At 59.2% G+C, this 21842-nt stretch carries 14 protein-coding genes; 12 read left to right on the top strand and 2 right to left on the bottom strand.

All coding sequences use genetic code 11. The annotated features are described in order from the left end of the window. Positions 1-89: 89 nt before the first annotated feature. From MesoLj_RS33460 to MesoLj_RS33410, 12 genes are all read left to right on the top strand, one after another. The gene (locus MesoLj_RS33460) at positions 90-620 is read left to right on the top strand and encodes a hypothetical protein (protein WP_202323981.1); all 531 of its coding nucleotides are present in this window, start codon (positions 90-92) and stop codon (positions 618-620) included. Next, positions 541-2571 (top strand): Tn3 family transposase, encoded by a 2031-nt coding sequence (locus MesoLj_RS33455; RefSeq protein WP_202323980.1) that lies wholly within the window; start codon positions 541-543, stop codon positions 2569-2571. Before MesoLj_RS33460 ends, MesoLj_RS33455 begins: the two co-directional genes overlap by 80 nt. 41 nt (positions 2572-2612) lie before the next feature. Further along, complete coding sequence (locus MesoLj_RS33450) at positions 2613-3509, top strand: tetratricopeptide repeat protein (RefSeq protein WP_202323979.1); 897 nt, start codon at positions 2613-2615, stop codon at positions 3507-3509. 151 nt (positions 3510-3660) lie between these two features. After that, complete coding sequence (locus tag MesoLj_RS33445) at positions 3661-4206, top strand: recombinase family protein (RefSeq protein ID WP_202323978.1); 546 nt, start codon at positions 3661-3663, stop codon at positions 4204-4206. After that, positions 4203-5129, top strand: a complete 927-nt coding sequence (locus MesoLj_RS36480) for a hypothetical protein (RefSeq protein WP_010913958.1) — start codon at positions 4203-4205, stop codon at positions 5127-5129. The genes MesoLj_RS33445 and MesoLj_RS36480 overlap by 4 nt, the downstream gene beginning before the upstream one ends. Positions 5130-5218: 89 nt before the next feature. Then, positions 5219-5566 carry a hypothetical protein gene (locus tag MesoLj_RS36475; protein ID WP_010913959.1) on the top strand — a complete coding sequence of 116 codons (348 nt, stop codon included), beginning with the start codon at positions 5219-5221 and terminating at the stop codon, positions 5564-5566. A 23-nt stretch (positions 5567-5589) separates the two neighbouring features. After that, positions 5590-5916 carry a Ulp1 family isopeptidase gene (locus tag MesoLj_RS36470; protein WP_052292101.1) on the top strand — a complete coding sequence of 109 codons (327 nt, stop codon included), beginning with the start codon at positions 5590-5592 and terminating at the stop codon, positions 5914-5916. Then, entirely contained in the window at positions 5913-6233 is a 321-nt protein-coding gene (locus tag MesoLj_RS33430; RefSeq protein WP_202323977.1) for a helix-turn-helix domain-containing protein, read from the top strand. Before MesoLj_RS36470 ends, MesoLj_RS33430 begins: the two co-directional genes overlap by 4 nt. Before the next feature lie 513 nt (positions 6234-6746). Further along, positions 6747-13805, top strand: coding sequence for a XopAD/skwp family type III secretion system effector (xopAD, locus tag MesoLj_RS33425; RefSeq protein WP_244730568.1), 7059 nt, complete (start codon positions 6747-6749; stop codon positions 13803-13805). Between the two features lie 1650 nt (positions 13806-15455). After that, entirely contained in the window at positions 15456-16127 is a 672-nt protein-coding gene (locus MesoLj_RS33420; protein ID WP_010913962.1) for a winged helix-turn-helix domain-containing protein, read from the top strand. A gap of 44 nt (positions 16128-16171) precedes the next feature. Next, complete coding sequence (locus MesoLj_RS33415) at positions 16172-17614, top strand: type II and III secretion system protein family protein (RefSeq protein ID WP_044551336.1); 1443 nt, start codon at positions 16172-16174, stop codon at positions 17612-17614. A gap of 8 nt (positions 17615-17622) precedes the next feature. Continuing rightward, positions 17623-18183, top strand: coding sequence for a CpaD family pilus assembly lipoprotein (locus MesoLj_RS33410; RefSeq protein ID WP_010913964.1), 561 nt, complete (start codon positions 17623-17625; stop codon positions 18181-18183). A gap of 790 nt (positions 18184-18973) precedes the next feature. On the opposite strand, the gene MesoLj_RS33405 is transcribed toward MesoLj_RS33410, so the two are convergent. Further along, the gene (locus MesoLj_RS33405) at positions 18974-20824 is read right to left on the bottom strand and encodes an HrpF/NolX family T3SS translocon protein (protein ID WP_202323976.1); all 1851 of its coding nucleotides are present in this window, start codon (positions 20822-20824) and stop codon (positions 18974-18976) included. Between the two features lie 197 nt (positions 20825-21021). Beyond that, the gene (locus tag MesoLj_RS33400) at positions 21022-21723 is read right to left on the bottom strand and encodes a hypothetical protein (protein ID WP_063825847.1); all 702 of its coding nucleotides are present in this window, start codon (positions 21721-21723) and stop codon (positions 21022-21024) included. Positions 21724-21842 lie beyond the last annotated feature (119 nt).

Below are 21842 nucleotides of genomic sequence, written 5' to 3'. Positions count from 1 at the left end.
GTTTCCGCCGGATGAAGCGGGCGGATCGAGCCGCACTTGCGAGCCGGATAGCGACGGAGCTTTGCCCTGGGGGAGCATCGGTCGCAGCGATGATGGAGGCTGTTTTTCTGTTGTGCCGGGATCGCAAGATTTTCGGTCCGTCGCGCAAGGAGATGGAGCGGATAGTGCGCTCCGAGCGGCAACGCTTTCTGGAATCCTTTCTTGGCGGTGTTGCGGATCGGCTTCGCCCGGAAACGGTCGCGCTGATGCAAACATCGCTGGCCGATCCAGATAGCCCGACCGGGTTCCATACGATCAAAGGAGATGCGGGTGCAGCCACGCTGGACAACATGCTTGCCCTGGCTGATCGGCTTGCCTTCATCAAGAAGCTGGATTTACCGCGGGATCTTCTATCCGCTGCCGGCAAGACCTGGATCGATCAGATCGTTCGGCGGGTCGGCGCCGAAAAAGCGTCGGAGATGCGCCGCCACGCCCCGAGGCGGCAACTGGGGCCTCCATACCGTTTTCCTGACGATGCGGGAAACACAGATCAGCGACGGCATGATCGACCTGCTGGTGGAGACCATCCACAAGATCGGGGTGCGTTCGAAGCGCAAGGTGGTGGGCGGCATCGCGCGTGACATCGAGAAGGTTTACGGCAAGGAGCGGCTGCTGGTCGATATCGTGGGTGCCGCGATCGAGGCGCCGGGTGGCCGGGTCTGCGATGTGATCTTTCCGGTAGCGGGCAAGGAGAAGCTTGCGGCGATCGTCAAGGAGCATCGGGCGAAGGGCACGCTCGAACGGCGCATCTACCAGGTTATGCGTGGATCCTATGCCGGTCACTATCGAAGAATCCTGCCGAAGCTTCTTTCGGTTCTGGAGTTTCGTTCGAACAATGCCGTGCATCGGCCCGTGCTTGGGGCGTTGGACTGGATCAGGCGGGCCTTCGAAACCGGTTGCCGCGTGGTGCCGCGGAACGGGGTGCCGATCGAAGGCGTCATTCCGCCGAAATGCCGCGGCGCGATCATCGGCAAGGACGGACGCATCAACCGGATCAGCTATGAACTGTGCGTGCTCAGTCAGTTGCGCGACCGCATCCGGGCCAAGGAAATCTGGGTGGTCGGGGCGGACCACTATCGCAATCCGGACGACGATCTGCCCAAGGATTTCGAGAGCCGACGGGCGGCCTACTACAACGCGCTCAACCTGACGTCGGATGCGCGAGCTTTCACGCGCAAAATCCAGGCCGAGCTTGAGCGGGAATTGCGGCTGCTGAATGCCGAACTCCCCCGCAACGACAAGGCACGCATTCTCTGGCGCGGCGAGAACCGCATCTCGATCACGCCGTTCCAGCCGCTGCCGGAACCGCAAGGCCTACGATCGGTCAAGGCCGAGATCGGCCGGCGTTGGCCGATGACGGAACTGCTGGATGTGTTGAAGGAGACGGCGCTCGACACCGGCTTTCTGGACGCCTTTGAAACGTCGGCTTCCCGTGTGGCGCTTTCGCGCGGTGCGCTCGACCGGCGTCTGATCCTGTGTCTTTACGGGCTGGGCACGAATGCCGGCCTGAAGCGCGTGGCGGCCGGATGCCCGGATGTCAGCTACGAGGAACTGCTTCATGTTGGCCGGCGCTTCATCCATCGGGATGCGCTGGAGGCGGCCTGCGGACGTGTTGCCAATGCGACGCTGGCAATCCGCAACACCGCCATCTGGGGCGAAGCCGGCACGGCTTGTGCCTCGGATTCCAAGAAATTCGGCGCCTGGGACGGCAACCTTATGACCGAATGGCATGTCCGCTATGGCGGTCGCGGCGTGATGATCTACTGGCACGTCGAAAAGGGTTCAACCTGCGTCTTCTCGCAACTCAAGCGGTGCTCGTCCTCGGAAGTTGCTTCGATGATCAAGGGCGTGCTTCGGCATTGCACCGACATGGAGATCCAGCGGCAGTATGTCGACAGCCACGGCCAGAGCTCGATCGGCTTTGCCTTCTGCCATCTGCTCGGGTTTGAACTGGCGCCACGCCTTAAGGCGATCGCCCGGCAGACGCTGGCGCTGCCGCATCCAGGCCTGCGCGCTTGCCCAATCTGCTTCCCATTCTTTCCAGCGTCATCAACTGGGAGGAGATCGAGCAGAATGCACAGCGGGTTAGCCGATCCCGAAGCGATCCTGCGCCGCTTCGCCCGCGCCGAGGTGATGCACCCGACCTATAAGGCACTCGCCGAACTCGGCCGGGCGATCAAGACGATCTTCCTTTGCCGGTATTTGCGCCACGAGAAATTCCGCCGCGAAATCCACGAAGGCTTGAATGTGATCGAGAACTGGAACAGCGCCAACAGCTTCGTCTTCTTCGGCAAGGGTGGCGAGATCGCCTCGAACCGGCTCGATGAGCAGGAGATATCGGTGCTGGCCCTGCATCTGCTGCAGGCGTCGCTTGTCTATGTGAACACGCGCATGATGCAGTCGGTGTTGAGCGAGCCGAAATGGTCGGCGCGGCTAACGCCGGAGGATTATCGCGGCCTGACGCCGCTGATACGGGCACGTCAATCCTTATGGCCGCTTCAACCTCGACCTGAACAGCAGGATCGATTTTGAGCAGAAACAAGCGGCGTGAAGCATCGAAGGGAATGGTAGAAATGCCTGTATCGAAGAAGCCCCGAAAGAAGGCAGTGGCGAAATCCAAGAAGCCGGAAAATGACAATGCTCTGCCTCCGATGCCGGACCGGCGCGGCATGGAGGGGTTCATGGCAGGTCTTTTCGGCGGAGGGCGTGGGAGCGACCCGACGGACGCTGCGCAAGACATCATGTATGAGGCTTGGGAAGCAACCAGTCGCAGCAAGCGTATTACGCTGGCCCGGAAAGCGCTTAAAGTCTCGCCGTTGTGCGCCGACGCCTATGTGCTGTTGGCCGAAGAAGAGGCGGGGTCTGTCGAGGAAGTGCTGGACTATTACCAGAAGGGCGTCGCGGCGGGTGAAGAGGCGCTGGGCCCTGACGGGTTTGAGGAATATGCCGGTCGCTTCTGGGGTTTTCTCGAGACGCGCCCCTACATGCGGGCGCGGGCAGGTCTTGCCGCGGTACTCTGGCGGCTTGGTCAGCACCAGGAGGCCATCGACCATTATCAGTCAATGCTCAAGCTCAATCCGAATGACAATCAGGGCATCCGCTACGTGCTGGCCGGGCATTTGCTGGCGCGCGACGATATCAAGGCCCTGAGGAAGCTTCTCAAACAGCACGAAGACGATGGCGCTGCTGCATGGCTCTACACGCGGGCACTTCTTGCCTTTCGTGAAAACGATCCGGGCGCCGGCAAGCTTGCCGAGGAGGCCTGGCTCGCGCACAGCCATGTGCCTGGCGTCCTTTCCGGCAAGCAGCCTTTGGTTGCTTCCATCGACGGCTATATCACTTTGGGGGGGGAGGATGAGGCAGCTGACTACGTCGACGAAAACGGCCAGGCCTGGCAGGCCACGCCCGGTGCAGTCGCGTGGCTGGCGGAGGTTACCAGAAAGCTGAAACCACGACGACGGCGTAACTGACCACCGGAACCGATGGGCGTGTTCTAATTTGGGTATACCCGGCCTGAACACCCCCCATGAACACGTCGCAACCGGAAAGCCTGTATATTTTGGGCTCAATCTTCGTTAATGAACAGAGCATCGCGCCGGCACACCCAAAATGAACAGTTGCATGACCCGCATCGGATACGCCCGCACCTCCACCACTGACCAGAACCTCGCCGCGCAGATCGTCGCGCTCAAGGCCGCCGGCTGCGAGGTCATTCGCGAGGAGCAGAAGAGCGGCTCTACCCTGGAAGGCCGTCCGCAACTCAACACCATTCTCGACTTCATTCATGCTGGCGAGACGCTTGTCGTCACCCGGATTGACCGCCTGGCCAGATCGCTGCGCGACCTGCAGATGATCGTGGACAAGCTCAAGACGAAGGGCGCGCATCTCTCCGCGACAGAACAACCTGTCGATACGTCGACCGCCGCCGGTAAGGCCTTCTTTGACATGCTTGGTGTCTTTGCCGAGTTCGAGACCAATCTGCGGCGCGAGCGCCAGGCGGAGGGAATCGCTGCCGCCAAGAAGCGCGGCACATACAAGGGCCGGCCGCCGAAAATCGACCGCGACACGATCCAGCAAAGGCTTAAACAGGGTCAGGGCCCAACACAAATCGCCCGCGATCTCGGCGTCTCACGCGGTACTGTCTATCAGGTGAGGAAGGGCAAATGACGAAGGGCAGGCTCATAACCCGTCTGACGCCAGCGACATGCGAAGAGATCCAGACCCGCATGCTCGAAGTCTGCCAGAAGATCGCTGAGGACCACGGCCTGGTCATCGAGGGCGCCGGATGGCGCGGCACGGATACCGGCTTCTTCTTCGAGCCCGTGTTCCGCGTCAGCATTCCCGCTTCCGACGGCACCGCATTCAATCTCGAAAAAGACAGGTTCGAGTTCTTGGCAGAGCACTTCGGATTGGCCCCTTCGGACTTCGGACGCGAGTTCCGCACCGGAAGCGAGCGATTCCGGATCACCGGCATCGATCCAAAGCGGCCACGCTACCCGATCTCCGCTGAGCGAATTCCCGACCGCAGAGGGTTCAAATTTGCCGCCGAAAACGTCGAGCAGATGCAAGCTCCCACCCCGTCGTTGTCCGCGCCGCAGCGCGGCGCACAGCCCAGCTCGTCGCAGGAGCTTCCCGCAACCCCAGCTACGCCGAGCTCGGGAGCTTGGGATGGGGACAGGCTTAGGGAGCAGACACAACAACCCGAGTCATCATCGTCAGCCGACGCTGCGGCGTCAAACATGTACGACCGCCTTGACCCAGTGCTTGATCCGAATGCGCTCACAGTGGCTAAGTTGAGCAGCGATGCGCAATCTGTGCTGGCGCCTGGCGTTGCTAGACCGCCTTCGTTCGTTGGGCCAGCAGGCCCCCCCGACCTACAGGACATCGGACCTATCGTCGGCAAGGGCTGGCGCCACGGCTCCCAACCGGCCTCGAAGATCCTGATCGAGGAACTGGGTAAGATCAATCTGCTGCCGAACCAGTTCGGCCCAGCCCAGTTCGCGATCAACAGAGAGCACTACTCCGCCACGTTGGGTCGGGAGGGCGCAGGGACGTTCGCCTCATCCATCATGCTCGCTCCGGGCAGATAAATGAAGCTGGTCCGTCACGTCAGCCGCCGCGTCTGGAGGCCGGAGCACAGGTACCTGCCGGCTGGAGCACCGCGAGTGTTGGCTATCCGGTGCCATCCACCCCGAAGCTGCATGCTCATTATGCGCCCGCGCTTCCGAGCACATTCTCCGCTGATCAGATCGGGGCGTTGAAAGTCTCGTCCTCCGACCCGAGCGGGCGGACGCTCGGCGCCAGGGAATTCCTGGGCGATCAGCACATCCAAAGGGATTACGAGCTCCTGGGAGAGCAGTTGCAGGCGCGCGATCCAAATCTCGCTGCTCGGACGCGGCTTGTCGATCCCCTTATAGCCCATTATCATCTGCGCCTGGGCGAAGTGAGCGAGGCGCAGCGCGCATTTCGGCGCATCGTCCAAGATCCCAATCGTAATGACACCGCCACTTCCTGTTTCTGCCAGTGAGTGATGCTAGCCGTGCCGATCGTATGGCCCGCGGCACCCATTGGTCGCTGCTGCTCGTTGATCGCCGCAACCGGCAAAGCCCGGTTGCCTATCACTACGACTCCTACGAGGGAGGCAACGACCGCCAAGCTGCGATGCTCGCAACGCGGTTGGGCGCCAACCTGCAACAAGCGAGCATACGTCAGCAGGAGAACAAATTTGATTGTGGCGTTTTCGTCGTGGACGGCACCCGGGCCCTTATTGAACGATTGGTGAAGACGGACGGGCAACACATAGCAGATCTCAACGACCTCGTCCCCGATCGCCGGGATTTGCAAGGCCGACTCAGAAATTTTCCTGGCCGCGGTTGACGGCGACCAGAGCAGCTCTCGCGATCAGCGCTTGTCGCGGCGAGGCGGTCGCACGCAAGCAGGGCCAGCCATCTGGCTCGAAGCTCGACCCGCACGAACGCTTCATTCTTGGCCTGATTGAGGAGACGCCGGACATCACGCTTGCCGAGATCGCCGAGAGACTGGCGTCCGGGCACGGCGTGCTGGTTGTTCCTTCAACGGTGTGGATGTTCCTCGACAAGCGCGGCGTCACGTTCAAGACGTATGCCCGCCCGTCGGCAAGAGGTTTATTTCTGATGGCGGCTGGTCTGCATCAACGTATACGGCGTGTCGGCTGAGGGCCTGGGCCGGTAGCGCGACGCCGTTGCTGCGGAAGAATATTCTACACCGGCGCCCTTCCGAGCGAGAATAGCTTCGCCATCACGAGAAGTCCCGGCGGTACCGCCAGCGGCAAGTTCACGCGCCACTGGCGGGCAATCGCAGCAAAAGCCTTAGCATCTGTCGCCTCACTCTTCAAAGCCAAGCGGCACGGCTCTGCCAACCTTCGTCTTTGCCTCGTCAGAGCATATTCATCGTCACGCATCATCAGCGTGGCTTCGCCGAGGCTTGTCCACAGCGATCTCGCTCACCGCCGCAGCTGGCCCGAGATAGGGGCAGCTCCCGGACGTCTGGCGGAATAGGTGAACGCAATGCGACTCCAGATAGACCCAGGTCAGAGTCACGTCAGGTGAAGGGGATATGTTCGATCCCAGAGCGCGCAGGTTGGGCAGATCCGCGCTTTGCGGGTTGTGGAGGGCGCCGTGTGCGCCACGCATTGTAATCGGCGCGCATTTCTCGCCTGGAGACGGATTATGACGGGAGTTGACCGGCGTTTGAATGCGCCTAGCGGATCAGGCACGCACCGGGCTGAATCGGATCATGGCGGTGGTCAAAAAGGCTCGACCTTCAGTTCTGTCGTTCAGGGCTTGCGCTCTGAAGATCGAGAGTTAGGGGCATCCTCAGCTGAAAGGCCACCTTCGGCCAGCGATGTCCGGCGCCGCACGTCCGGCGATCCCTCCGTCAATAGGTGTGACGGCCAGCCCGTTTTTCGCGACTTGCCGCATCTGGGAGCGACAAATCGGCAAGAAAGTTCGTCGCGTTCCGGTGCAGAAGTCCGCAATGCCGATCAGTCCAGGAGTTCACAACAAAGTGGTCCTTCCTCGCGCAGGCAGCCCGTGTCGGGCCTGGATCGCAGACCAAAAAGGCGGCGCCTGGACGATGTCGCCGCGCAGAGCGTGCAAAGTGCAATCTCAGAAGAACAATCTAACAACGCACTACACGCCATTTGTTTTGCCCGTGACATTGAGGGGTTCTCGCGTGCAGTGGTGGAGCATGACAGACGGCTGCAAGGGGCGGGCGACGAGGTCCATGCAGCCTTCCTGCAAAAGGCCGCCGCCCAGTTCAAAGCTCAATTTGTCACATGCTTCGAGGACAATATCCGCCGCGGGCAATCATGGGGCTACGCCACCGCATGCAATACGGTGAGTCGTGAGGCTGGAGGTCAGGAAGGTGTGGAAGCTTGCAAGGCGATGGCAGCTCGGGTGTCGCAGCTTCCTAGTGCGTTAATGTGCGAAGTAGACCCCAAAGCCTTTTCGCTCTTTTCGGCATCGTTTGGTCGGCATCCGCAGTCGAGAACATGCCGAAATGGAACGATCAGAATCGCCGAATTTTGCCGCGATGAGGGCAGGACACTTGGCGTACTGCAAAGTCAAAGTCTGTCGTTGCTGGTGAACGGTTTCAGCAAGTGGCCGCAGCGGTCGGAAACTCGTGACGGTACGGAAGCCGTCGCCAGTGAGGTCCGTCGTCGCGAGGACCGCCGTTTCGGGCTCTCTGATTTTAGGGAGCAGCACCTGGCTAATCTGGTGAACGGTTTCAGCAAGTGGCCGGAAAAGGAGTGGTCCCGCCAAGCCACCGGAACGATTGCCGGTGAAGTCCTTCGCCGCCGTAACCTCGGGCTCTCAACTTTTAATCACCAGGACTTGGCCAACCTAGTGAACGGTTTCGGAAAGTGTGCCCAAGAGGAGGTCTGTTGCCAAGCCACAGTTGCGATCGCGGGCGAGGTCCTGCGCCGCGACCGCCGTGCCCGGCTCTCCGAATTCACCCACCAGGAACTGGCGAACCTGGTGCAAGGTTTCAGCAAATGGCCGGAAGAGCAGGCGTCCCGCGAAGCCGCCAGTGCGATGGCCGGTGAGGTCCTTGGTCGTGACCGGCGTGCCGGCGTCGCTGATCTTAATCCCCAGCACATGGCGACCCTTGTGAACGGTTTCAGTAAGTGGCCGATAGAGGAGCGGTGTCGCCAAGTCACCGGAGCGATTGCCGATGAGGTAGGTCGCCGCGCCGCCCGAGGCAGGTTCGGGCTCTCTGATTTTAATCATCAGGACTTAGCGAACCTGGTGCAAGGTTTCAGCAAATGGCCGGAAGGGGCGGTCTACCGCCAAGCCACAGCCAATATCGCCACAGAAGTCTCTCGCCGCGCCGGCGAGCAAGGGCTGTCTCATTTTACTCCGCAGGAGCTGGCTAACCTAGTGAACGGGTTCGGCAAATGCCCGGACGATGCCGACTATCATCACGCCACAGTCGCGATCGCCAGTGAGGTCATCCGCCGCCGCGCCCAACTCTCTGCTTTCAGTCATCAGCACTTGGCAAACTTGGTGAACGGTTTCAGTAAGTGGCCACAACAGGCGGACTGTCGCGATGCAACACTGGCGATCGCCAGCGAGGTCTTTCAACGCGATGACCAGTTCTCTCATCTTACTCAGCAGGCACTTGCGACATTGGTGAACGGTTTTAGCAAGTGGCCGGAAGAGGCGGCGTCTCGCCAGGCAACAGTCGCCATCGCCGGGGAGGTCACCCGCCGCGCCGGGCGCGGCGAGTTCGGGCTCTCTGATTTCAATGACCAGGACCTGGCGAACCTGGTGAACGGATTCGGCAAGTGGCCGGAAGCGGCGTCGACTCAGCAAGCCACAATCGCTATAGCCAGCGAGGTCCTTCGCCGAGGCACCCGACTCCGTGACTTTACTCACCAGCACCTAGCTAATCTGGTGAACGGTTTCAGCAAGTGGCCGGACGGGGCGGACTGTCGCGACGCCGCGATCGCCATCGCCGGTGAGGTCATTCGCCGCGGCGCCCGACTCTGTGAGTTTAGTCACCAGCACCTATCTAATCTGGTGAACGGTTTCAGCAAGTGGCCGGTCGGGGAGGACTGTCGCAGAGCCGCGATCGCAATCGCCGGGGAAGCCCGTCAGCGCCAGCTCTCCGATTTCGCTCCGCAGGGAGTGGCGACCTTGATGAACGGCTTCACCAAGTGGCCGGAAGAGTCGGCGTGCCAGCAGTCCACGATGGACATCGCGCGCAGATTGGGTGCTCGAGAGCTACGATTCGGTGTGTTCACGACAGCTCAGCTAAGTATTCTCGCCAATGCTTTGTCGCGAATGATCATGAAGGCAGAAGACACTGGGGATATTACGGACGCGGCTCTGCCGAAGGATCGCTTGCACAAGCTCGCTCATTACCTGCACTATGATGATGATCGCCTGGCGCAGGCTGACGTTCTAGACATCACAACCGTTTTCAAGGCACTTGGTAAGGCTCGGCTGTCTGATGATCTCGGTTTGCTCGCACCGACAGGCTTGAACCGCCTCTCGGAATTGCGTCAAGCCCCTGATTTTACGACCCACAACGATCTGGAAACCATGGCTAATCTGTGTGCATCTCTGCTGCCGCTGGCTCGCAGCCCACAGAGGCCGCTGCGCTCGCACCGCACGCAGGCCCTCAATCTGCTCAACGACCTCCAATCCGTGCTCGAGCAGAAGATCGAGGCGCATCTGAACGCAAGCGATGCCGAGCGGACCCGTGGACCGCTTGCCAGCCGCCGCCCCGCTTTATCGATCTATCAGACGCTTAAGGCCCGTGCGGTCCTGGAGAGACTATTCAGGTCACCGTATGTCGAGGGCAAGAGGTCCGACTTGCGGGTGAGGCAGCAAGCGCTGGAGCGCAAGACGAAGGAGATCCTGGACAGCACGCGCGGCCTCATTGAAAGCGACCTTTCCAGCATGAGCTGGAACCTGATCGCGCAGATCGAGGCGGAGAATCCAGTGGATGCGCTGGACTTTTTCATAGAGCAGGATGCGGCGACGATCCAGGGGCAACATCCAGCATCGGTCTTCGACGTGTATCAGGTCCTGCGAACCATGGATCACGAGCCAAGACCGCCGCAGGGTGACGCAGGACTGATGCAGTTGCCGGTAGTTGACATGCAGGGACGGCCGGTGGCCACCGAGCCGGAGAGACGGTATTCGATATTTCAGCGCCTGACTGCCGGGGCTTTGCCAGTCGTTGCGGTCCAGATGCCAGGAACGCCGAGCGCCTTCATGCTGGCGCGTACGGTGAACGTCAACGGTGTGCCATACCGCATGGACCTGTTCGGAGGCAGCAAGTTAAAGCCGCCGCGATTGACCGTGTCTCAGATTGCGGCCCGTGCTCCAGGCGAGCTAGCTAAGCTTTCCGGGGGAAAGCTGCTGGCGATTCCGTATGTCGATACCGCACCGGGCACCGCCTTCGAGCAGCTGTCTCGGACTTGGGCCCCTTTCAAGGAGGCCTATTATTATACCCAGCGCAGGGGTTTTGCGGCGCCACCGGCGATCAAGGGCCTGGGAGTTCACGACTACGCGCTGGAAGGCGCCTTCAAACTGTCGCTGCTGCCGGACCGTCCCGCCAACCAGGAGCATCCCTTCAAGCTGAGGGGGCCGGACGGTCCCATTGCATTGCGACCGCATGACGGCTGCGGTTTCATCAGGGCCTCGCTAGCCAACCTTATGCCAGCTGTATGTCGCGCCGGCGAGCAGGGTCCTGATCAGATGTCTGCCTTTGGTGAGGGAAGGAAATCATCCCTGCCAGTCTCGGCGCTGCAACACTATCCGCGCTGCGACCAAGTGGCGGATGAGGTCCGTGAAAAGGCCACGGCCTGGCTCGAGAGCCAACAAGAGCCAACGTTGACCACCGAAGAGCTGTTTAGAACGGTGACGGCCGGACACATCGATGGTCCCGGCGCGGTTGCCGTACCCTCCAACGATGAGTGTCTCCATGTGCCGACGCTGAAGAGCGAAACATTGACGGGGACGAGCGGCGTGCTGGTCGGGCGCTCGCCCTACGATAAGCCGAACCTGCGCCCGTTTGCCGCCGAGCGGGTCAAGTTGGCCGTCGACGGCGATCCGACCGCTGTATTTCTCGATAACTGCACGGCCATTCAATACAGCTTCAATGTCGCCCAGAAGTCGGGGAGGGAACTGGCCGCCGACGATCCGACTTTCTTTGCCAAAGGCATCCTGATCGTTGTACCGGATAAGATGTGGCCGGCCGCCTACGCCGACCGTGCGCTAATCATGTCTGCCGAGGACGTCAAATGCCATGCGAGCTGGACCACGAGCAAGGACCGCGTCAAGGTGGACACGACGGTCGACTGCCTCGGCATCCTGCAGGCGACCGAGGTGTTTGCCCCGGGCTCGTTGGTTGCCGTCCCAACTGGTGAACAGAAGAAACTTGACGGCGACTTCGACGGAGACAGCCTCGTCATCGTCGGCGACCGGCCACAGCTTTACGAGCATGTCAGGCAATTCGATCAAGAGGAGCAAGCTCGCGGATTGCGCTCGCTCAAGCCGCCAAAGTCGCACACGCCGGCGATTGAGGATGGTCGCTACAAGTTCGGGCGCGCCAGCCAGATCCTCGCCGCCACGCGCAATGTTCTGGAAATCTATACTTGTCTGCAGCGAGACTTTCTCGCTCAATCCCATGAAGCCCGACAGTGGTTTGCCGAGCGTGCCATCTTCGGCACGTACGAAGGCATTCACCAAGAGCTCAAGCGAGACATCCGAGGCGTGTTGGAGCAGGAACAGGTCAGTGCTCAGAACGTCCAGGAGACGCTTGAAAAGGCGCGGCACGACATCCAACTGGCAGACCATCCGGTCGCGCGCGAGATTGCTGAGTTGCTCCACGCTGAGCTCGAGACGTGGGCCGCGAGGCTGGATGAGCAAGCTCTGCCCGAACAACTCCTGCCCGAAACAGTCGTCAGCCTGAGCGAGGCACCACTCGCGATGAGCCAACCGCTTTGCGAGCTGTTCCCGGAGCTGGCGGAGATCTATTCGGCAACGGCTCAGCCACGCGACCGCGTCCAGCTTCTTGTCGACCGTTACCCTACGCGCATTGCCCCGCGACCGGATGGATACAATCCACACGACCTCGTGCGGAGTGCAAAGAATCTCCTGAGCCTCGGTATCAAAGTCGGAACTGACGCATATAAATCGGACACTGGGGCCCACATCTTTATGTTCAAGAGCAGGCAACTTCGGCGCCTGCTGCAACAAACACCAGGCTCGAAATCGGTGCCCTACACCAAGAGCATTGCGGCTACCCTCAACCAGGGTCGGTTTGATGTCGATGCCACATTGCAGGATCTTCAGGACAATCCGACGCTGGCGGCTTCAGTTATGCAAGCTTCGATCAAACTTGCTGCCGAGCGAGGCTTTCTGCCTCAACCCTCGGCTCGAGGGGCTTCTGCCGATGATTCAGCCACGACGATGACCTTGACTCCCGAGCTGGCCGTACAGCGAGCTCAAATGGAGGCTTGCCGCGCCCGAGCCGAAGAGAAGGACATCACCCCGATGGTAATCTCGGTTGCCGAAGCCCTCAGGAGAGCCGATATCAACGTGAAGATGCCCCATCTCGCTGAGCGTTTGAGATCGGAAAGCTCGATGACAGGCCAGCTCACCGGGATACAGGCCCCGTTTGAAGCCGGCGCCCAGCTGATCAACAACGCTGTACGCCACTGCTTCCAACTCCCTGATAGAGATTTTACCCGTGCCTTCAAGAAAGCCATTATAGCCTTCGACGAGAGCGGGTATTCTGAGGTCAGCACGACCAACTGGTTCAGGACGCGATCGCCGACCTTCGTCGGCATCAAGACCGTGCTCGCCACGCCGGGGGGCTACCGCTTCGAGGTGGAGTTCCACACTGCAGACAGCTACAAGACCAAGATTTACAATCACGACACCTACAAGGAGCTGCAGAAGCTGCAGGAGCTGCAGCGAGAGAGCCAAGATCCACTGGATCAGTCTATAGCCGAGCAACTCTTGGAGCGCGTGCGACAGGCCTGCAACAAGGTCATCATCCCTCACGAGGCCATAGAGATCCCCCACTGGGAAGCCCACGCCGATAGCACAGTTGGTGCCAGCCTACGTCGTCGGTTGCAAGTCGCCCCGCCGAGACGAACGGAGCGCTCCCCGATCGCAACAGAGATTCTTGGCGCGTTGGGCGCGCGGTCGATCGTGCTCGTCGGCGTGAAAGGCGCAGGGAAATCCAGTTTGGGCCGTGCACTCGCCAAACGACTAGGAATGAGGTTCGTCGATTCCGATAGAAAAATCGAGGCGAAGACCGGCAAGTCCGTAGCTAAGATCGTCGCTGAGGATGGGGAGGCCTATTTCAGAGATCTTGAGGTGAATGAGATCAGGCAGTCACTCGAACTGGGGTCGGCGGTGCTCGCAACCGGCGGTGAAGCGTTCATGATCGAGGAGATCCGGCATTATGTCGGGGAGAAAGCCGTCTCGATCTGGCTCAATACCAGCGAGGACGTGATCAGGCGGAACCTGAGAGATAACATCAGAGGCCCAAAGGTGCAGACCGCCGACCAAGCCCAGACCATCACAGACCTGATGCATGTGCGGAATCCAATCTATACACTTGCCGATCTCACGATTGCCCCGCAGCATGAGCGGGATCTCAAGAACGCGAATGCTTGCCTGACCGCGCTGCACGCCTATGTTTGCGGTGGGGGCAGGGCGGTACCCAAGCTCGTGACCTCATCCGGGGTCGTACCATGACGGCCCCGTTCAACTCGGCCGCGTGCGGAAACGGGAAAGACGCTGATCCAGCAGACCCCTTGGTGATCTCCAGCGCCTCCGCTCACTGAAATCGGCACCGTGGAGCATATGATAGCTGAACGTCCCGGCAAAGATCAGAGGAACCTACCTCAGACACCCGCCCGAAATCGGCGAGCAGATTGTCTGTCAACCCATGGACATCGCGAAAGTCTTGACCAGCTGACTGGTCGGCATGAGCAGCAAACGCCACGTCCGGCCGCAAAATCAACGGCGGCCGTCAGAAGGTCGCCGAGTGGATGTGGCACGAACTCGGCGTCATCGACCTGCGCGAATGACCGCTATCGCATTTGTCCCAAGCCCGACCACGGCCGAGATGAAGCCGCGCCACAGGGTTGATGCTAGACGGGCGCCGATCAGTGCCGCAATTCAGCCGGGCAAGCCTGGGCAACGTTTAGGTGCGGCGAGATAATGTCGGACGGGAGCCGTTTGGTTTCCAGCGCATCTTGCGGCCATCCAGTAGGCGAGCGTCTCTCAGCGAGATTATGTGGCGGAGCCGCCCTGGAGCGCGAGGTGTTCTGCGGAGAGGAGAATGGAACCGATACTGATCGGAAACTTTTGGCAACGAGTCTGCACCAATCCGAAATGCCGGCGCGACGCTCCCTTATTTGCCGCACCCGAGTTGGTGCGCGACGAGGCGGTGCGCGGACGGCATCATTCCCCAGCATCTATCATCCCGAGCGGTGATAATCGGCTGCAATTTCGTGGTCAAGAATCGAGGCCAGTGACAGCAACTCGGCCGTCACCTCCTAATGGCCAAGAAGGGAGATGCTCTCGGCCGCCCACCCAACCGCCGCTATAGGCTTGGCCCTGTCGACCGCCGCAATATCCACAACGTTCTGGATGGGCGTGCAATACGCCGGTGCCTACTCGGTATCGTGCAGCTTTACAACAGGCCGAGTCGAGAACCTGACCAAAAACCGTGTCAGCTTGCTCTTGAGGCCGTTGCACCTGATTGCCAGGGAAAACCGACGGTTGGTTCGATCCGACACTGACCTGTGTGATTGGGGGCTTGGGTTACGAGCCGGTGCCGGACTGAACCGTCTCCGAGGACGACGGTTATCTCGTGGCACATTGGGGCACGTGGCGGCGTTGCCAATCGCCCCAGGTGTCGCAGAAGCGGTCAACGATTGCACTTCATGGTCAGGCGGACCTGATTTGAGGCTGAAACCAGGGAGGCGTCGGTACCAAGCATCAGCCTCACAGTGCGATCTGGGGGGTGAATATGCGGACAATCCAGGATGTGGATTGCTTACATCCGAACAATCGATTTGCTCAAGTCGCTTGTCGAAAGCTAACCCCTACGGGTCATGGAATTATGGGCTCTGGAGGGCAATGTCGCTTGGCGAATGCAGGGGCCGCCACATCGGCAGGATGCGCAGACGAATTGAAGGCGGAGTGGCATCTTGGCCTGCCCAAACGACGCTTCAGCCCATCACAGGTTCTACCTCGCCTACTACAGGCGTACGGCTCGCATGATCCTGCGACTAGCCGTCCCAAAGAGGATTACGAACACTGCGACGCGTTGCGCGACTTCTGCTTTCGCCGTCTCAACAGTCTCGGTGACCTGTCCTACCATTAATAGGAGATGAAATGCGAACGCTATTCGTTGACCACCATGCGGATCTTACGCGAGCGGTGGGAGTTGCACTCGGCGACAGCGGTTTCGCCGTTGATGTTGTTCCCACACTGGAACAAGCATCGAGTGCATTTTCTTGCGCCAGCTACGAAATTCTCCTGCTGGAGCTGGTTCTGCCGGATGGCGATGGCTTGGATTGGCTGAAGCAGCTAAGGGGTGAGGGACATTCAGTTCCTGCTCTCATTTTGAGTGACGTCGACGATCTTGAGAAGCGAATTGCGATTTTCAACGGTGGTGCGGACGATTTTCTGCTCAAGCCAGTGTATACTAATGAGCTCATTGCCAGAATGAGAGCCGTTCTGCGGCGGTCGACTCAGATGACTGCCCCGATCATTGTATTTGGCAATCTCCACTTCGATCCGATCGGCCGACAGGTTTCCGTTGCTGGTTATCCACTGACGGTCGCACGCCGTGAATTATGTATTTTAGAGCATCTGCTCAACCGTGCAGGCCGAATTGTGCCGCGTTCGCAGTTGGAAGATCACCTCTATTCGTTCAACGATGAAGTATCGGCCAACGCGCTTGAAGTCGGAATCTATCGCTTACGTCGATATCTGAGCAGTTCAAACGCAACGCCGCGGATAAAAACGGTGCGTGGCATTGGTTACATTCTTGAATGTGACTAGCGCGACATTCGTATAGTTGGCCGAATTTGAAAGAAAAGACCGCCTTGAAAATCATTACAACTCATTCTGACACCGATCGGCGGCCCCCGCACATCGTTTGCCCGAGACCTGCTACTGTTTCTCCTTACTTGGGCCGCCTTCTCTGTGCGCTCATTCTGGCATATCCAGTTTCTGCCCCGGCCGAAAACATGCAGGATCAAGGGGCGCCGCGTGCCGCTTCCAATAGCATCGACGGCACGCTGAACCTTTCCTCTTCGCTCGGCAAGACGGTTCATTTGCCCGCGCCTGCCACGACCATCTTTGTTGCTGACCCGACGATCGCTGATTATCAGGCAGCCTCAAATACAACGATCTTCGTCTTCGGGAAGAAATCCGGGCGGACCAGCCTGTTCGCCTTGGACGATAAGGGCGAGGCTCTCGCCGCGCTGCGAATTGTCGTTACGCAACCGATCGAGGAATTGCGCGCCATGTTGATGGATCAGGTTGGCGACTCTTCAATCCAGGTGAGCTATACGCCGCGCGGCGCAATCCTTAGCGGTACAGCGCCCAATGCGGAGGTCGCCGACACCGCAAAAAGGGTCACTGAGCAGTATCTCGGGGACGGTGCGCAAGTCGTCAACAACATTAAGGTCGCTGGGTCCTTACAAGTTAATCTCAGTGTGCGCGTAGCGGAGGTCTCCCGTAGCGCCATGAAGGCACTCGGCGTTAACCTGTCCGCCTTTGGTCAAATCGACAATTTCAGAGTGGGCTTGTTAAGCGGCGGAGGCACTGGCTCTGGTGCAGCGCAGGGTGGTGGCACAGCAGGAATCGGATTCAACAACGGTGCCGTCAACATCGGCGCGGTTCTAGACGCGCTCGCCAAGGAGCACATAGCTTCCGTGTTGGCTGAGCCGAATCTCACCGCGATGTCCGGTGAAACTGCCAGCTTTCTCGCAGGTGGCGAATTTCCCATTCCTGTCCTGCAGGAAAACAAGCAAGTGTCGGTTGAATTCCGTCACTTCGGCGTCAGCCTGGAATTCGTGCCGACCGTTCTCAACAACAACCGGATCAACATTCACGTAAAGCCGGAGGTCAGTGAACTATCGTCCCAAGGTGCCGTTCAAATCAATGGTATTTCCGTGCCGGCAGTTTCCACGCGCCGAGCCGACACAGTCGTCGAACTCGCCAGTGGGCAGAGCTTTGCAATTGGCGGTCTGATCAGGCGCAACGTGAACAATAATGTCAGTGCGTTTCCCTGGCTCGGCGAAATGCCGATTCTTGGCGCTCTGTTTCGTTCCTCCTCGTTTCAAAAAGAAGAATCAGAACTTATAATTCTGGTTACGCCTTACATCGTAAAACCAGGCTCCAGCCCCAACCAGATGAGCGCACCCACGGACCGGATGGCGCCGGCTTTGGACGATCCGCCGGCAGATCCGCCGCGAGGCCGCGCTGCTGCCCGCACCGGCGCGCCCGGGGCCAAGCGCGGTCGCGGCTTCATAATTCAATAGGTGATCGAATGACTTTGCGGATCAAAGTTCTCCTGGTCGCCCTGACAGCCAGCGCAAGTGGCTGCACAAGCACTGTGCCGATCTATGTCGAGCCCCCTGCGCCAATCCTTATCCGGCCGGAGACCACCGTGCTGATATTAAAGAGCCTCCGCGCTTCCGAACGGCAGCGTTTGCGTGTTTTCCTTGACAGGACCAGTAGCGGCCGCCGCGATGCCCTTCACCTCCTTATCTGGGGCTCGTCCCGGCTCAGCGCAGAGGTGGTGCATCAGGCCAGGCAGATGGGTATAGACACTTACAACATCCATTTGCTCGACCAACACGATGGCGGCGCAGTCCAAGTAGAAGCAATTGTGTATCATGCCCGCCCACCTGCCTGTCCGTCGTATTCTTTACTCAGTGACAAATCCTTCGAAAAGCCCCTTGGCTGTTCGACACGACGTAACCTAGCTGCAATGGTCAACGATCCGCGCGATTTGCTCGACAACCAGGCTGTCGAGCCGAGCGATGGCGAGCGTGCGGCCATACCAGTTGCCACATACAGGACGTTCGGGGCGGGCAAAGGTCAATGACATGGGTCGTATGTTTTAGCTTGGTAGAGCACGGCGCCGCCTCCAGTCTGTAACATTGCCGTTGCTTCGGATCTGGTGGTGAGCGCGGCCGTCACAATACACGACCGTGACCTGAACAAGATAGGGGTGTCCCTCACCTCTCCGGGGTGCCCGGTGGCGCTGCGCTCATGACGTTGCCTCGCTGAGCGGCGTTCTTCATTTGCGAGGTTAAAGGCGCACGTCACGCGACGGCGGCGTGGCTCAAGTGGCCAAGCGAGCTTGATCTTGGCGGTCGTGTCGACAAAGCTGGCGGCTGTGTCGCTGCGCTCCACCGGCCCATGTTGCGGCCCGGTGGTCCCTATGACCACCGGAGAAGCAGTGGGGGACGGGCGCTGCGCCAACTGGCCAGCACGACCGCTCTGGGTTGATACTGTTGAAAAAGTCCGGCGCACCGCAAAGTCCCCACCGATATTAGAATCCAGTTCCAACCCGGCGCATTGCATGGAATCAGGATTCAATTTTGGGGTCTCCGCGGAACGCCATCCTACGAAAGCGCCACGGGCGACCGCGACGCGGACTTTTTCAACAATATCGGTTTTTTCTAGCCGTTCTCAGTTTTCACCTTCTCCTCTCAGGCTAAGTGTGAAAACGACCTCAAGGCCGAAGGATGAGCGGATTAAGCCCGGGCCTGCTGCGACCTAACCACGATCCTCAAGGCACGCCTGCCAAATCGCCTTGCGGAAAGGCAAAGGTTCCCCACAAGGTGATTGATAGGCTAGTGAAGCGTGCGAAGGAAGTCGCACATTTGTTGTCAGGCCACTTTCTGGAGTATTGGCACCATCGGGCTGAGGAGGCCGGCCGCTTGCATAGTGTCGGCCGGAAGGCATGCTTGCAGGTTGGACAAATAGTCTTCTGCATAGCTTTTCGCCATGGAAATCGGCAGATCGATCCCGGCCGCGGCGGCCTCTTCCAACGCCGTCTTCACCAGCCCGTTGCGAATCGCAAGCTTGACCTCGGGACCCGCGACAAGGCTGAGCGCCTGCGCTCCGATATTGATGCCAGCGTCTAGCAGCGCCTGCTTCATATTGCCTCCGGTAATGGCTGTGCGGACAAGATTTGCCGCTTGCGCCTCGAACGCGAGCGTCATCGACACGGCATCGGCCACTTGGCCCACGACCGGAATGAAGCTCAACAGACCCACCGCCGTCGCAGCCCAATCAGCCACTGTCGAGTACACCTTGAGCACGTCGTCGACTGTGTGGATGAAGGCCCCGCCGTTCTTTTTGGCCGACTTGGTATCAGGCTGGTCCGCCCGGCCCGTCATCATGTCCGAGACGGCGTCCTGTTCCGCAGCAGTTTCGGGCGCATGGGTCTTTGGCTGCTGAACGGCTCGGTTTGCAGACGACATGCCGTTGTAGAAGTGGCCAAAATCTTTGTTGCTGATATTGCCGGAATCAACCGTGTGTCCGCCGCCGAAATCGAAGAACGAATTGTGGGTCTTGTAGCCCGTAATCGAATTGTTTAGAAGACCGAAGAGCAGATGATCCGATAACAGCTGCGATGCCGCCTGCTTTACTCTCGGATCTAGGCTCTTGTCTTGCGCCATGCTTGCGAGCTTGTCACGAGTCAGGACACCGCTCCCAAAGAATTTTTGCTGGTTGCTGTTGATCGTCTTAAGGGTATTCAGCTCGGTTTGCGTGAGGCTCATCGAAGATGAAGCGACTTGGAGAAAATCCTCTTTATGGACTTTGTCTATCGAGCCACCGTACAACCGCTTCCATTCATTCGGGTGACTGACAAAGTACTGAGCCGCCGCAATGACCTGTGGCGGACATTTGCCAGTTTTCGCGTCGCCGTCGACGATCTGCTTGAAATAAGTCAGACTCAGGTTCTTGGGCAGGTTTTCGGAGTACCGGTAAAGCTCGCGCATCGCATCGTTCAAGGTCATAACCGACGGCTGCGCACTTCCAGTACTATCGGATGGGATGTAGTTCTGCGCGTAGCTTTGCGCCTGCTGGCCCTGAAATGCGGCAACTTGTGAGTGATGGCGAGAGAACTCGGACAAATCCTTGGCCGTGATCTTACCGCCACAGCGGCCATCGCCCTGCGAGCCGATCGCATAAAAAAGCTCTGGATCCTGCTGCAATCCCTCAATCGCCGCTTTCAGATCCGGTGGCGTAGAGGGATCATTGGCTTTATCCGTCAGCGATTGCCAACTAAGCGGGCATAGGTCCTTGTGACGGTTCAGCACTGCGACAATCTGCAACTCGGCTTGGGACAGTGAGCCGCCGTTCCACGTAATTCTCTCGCTTTTTATAGGCGCTTGCGCAATGGGAGGGAGGGCGACCGCAGGCTGCGGGCCTTGATCCGTTGCTTCGATGGCTGCCCTCATGCTTGGCGGCAGCAGATCCAATGGGTTCTTGCGCAATTCTTCCAACGAGGATGCGACATCGGGCAACAGCGACTCCGATGTGTTCCGGCACAATTCCTTCATCGACGGGAAGGGGCTGGCGTCGTCTTCGTGCAGGTGAAGGGAGAGCATCGCCTCGAATGACGATGCGTTTTGCTGCGCCTTTTCCAACGAAGATGTCAGATTCAGGCTGCTGTACTGGAGAATATCCTGGCTACTGAAAACGTTGCTTGTATTATTATTGACGGACATTGTGTCTCCTCAAAAATGAAATTGCAATCCCCCACGCCAGATCCATGTGCAATACCAGCACAATGACCGAAGATATCGCTGAAGCTGGCGGTTGCCACCATGAGCGGTTTAGCTTTCGGTAAACTGACGAGTTCAGAGGAATTCACAATTTGGGGTGGCCGCGGTGTTGTTTTGTCCCGAAGCTGCGACCGCAGATATCATTTTTGGCGTGGCTCTGGCTTCCCGCCAACGCCATCCTGCTGCGGCACGTCGGACGAATAAGCGGCTTCAGGCAATCCGTTGCGGACGACCATGGTGGAGGAACCCCGAAACAATGTCAGGACCGATTCGCTTGTCGGCGTTTCATGGACGCGCGGCTGCCCCTGTGCCTCTGCGACAAGACCATTGAAAGTCTGCTCCACGAGCGCGGTGAAGCGCGGCGGACCGGAAACCAAAACGAGGCCATCTCCCGGCGCGGGTCTCACGACGTAGCGGTCATCGGAGATCTCAAGCTTGTCTAGGGCACCCTTAAACGTATCGAAGCGGATCGAAGTCAGCACAAGCATGCGGGTTTGTGATTCTTTTGCGGCTGACACGTAGAGGACAAGCCCATCATAATACCATTGGAGACCGTACATATTGGCCAAACGGTCGAGGAACTCGCGCGGTGGCAAATCCGGCATACTCCCGCGGATCCGCCCCTTCACCTCGGCGCTAATGTTGACTCGGATATTAAGGTTGTTGCCGAATTGCTGCAGCGCCTCAGAAATATCCTGATCGAGAACCGTATATCTGTACGGCGTCTTGGAGAGGGATAAGGGGACGCCGAGAGTTCCGTTGGTTCCGGCGGAGAGAAAAAAACCGGCACACAGAAGTCTCAAAACGTGTGGGCGGACGGATCGGATGAGCGCTCTCAACATTGCGCACTGATACACTAGAGTCTGAAATTTGCACAAGTGACTTAGGCGCCAGCATATCCTCTAGATACTAACCAGGCTCCGTCAGTCAGCTTGTCGTCAGCTCGGCCACCTAGACGTTG

It is taken from the genome of Mesorhizobium sp. 113-3-9, assembly GCF_016756515.1.
GTDB lineage: Bacteria > Pseudomonadota > Alphaproteobacteria > Rhizobiales > Rhizobiaceae > Mesorhizobium.
The sequence above is the reverse complement of the archived record's forward strand: the minus strand, read 5'-3'. Positions and strand labels throughout refer to the sequence as shown.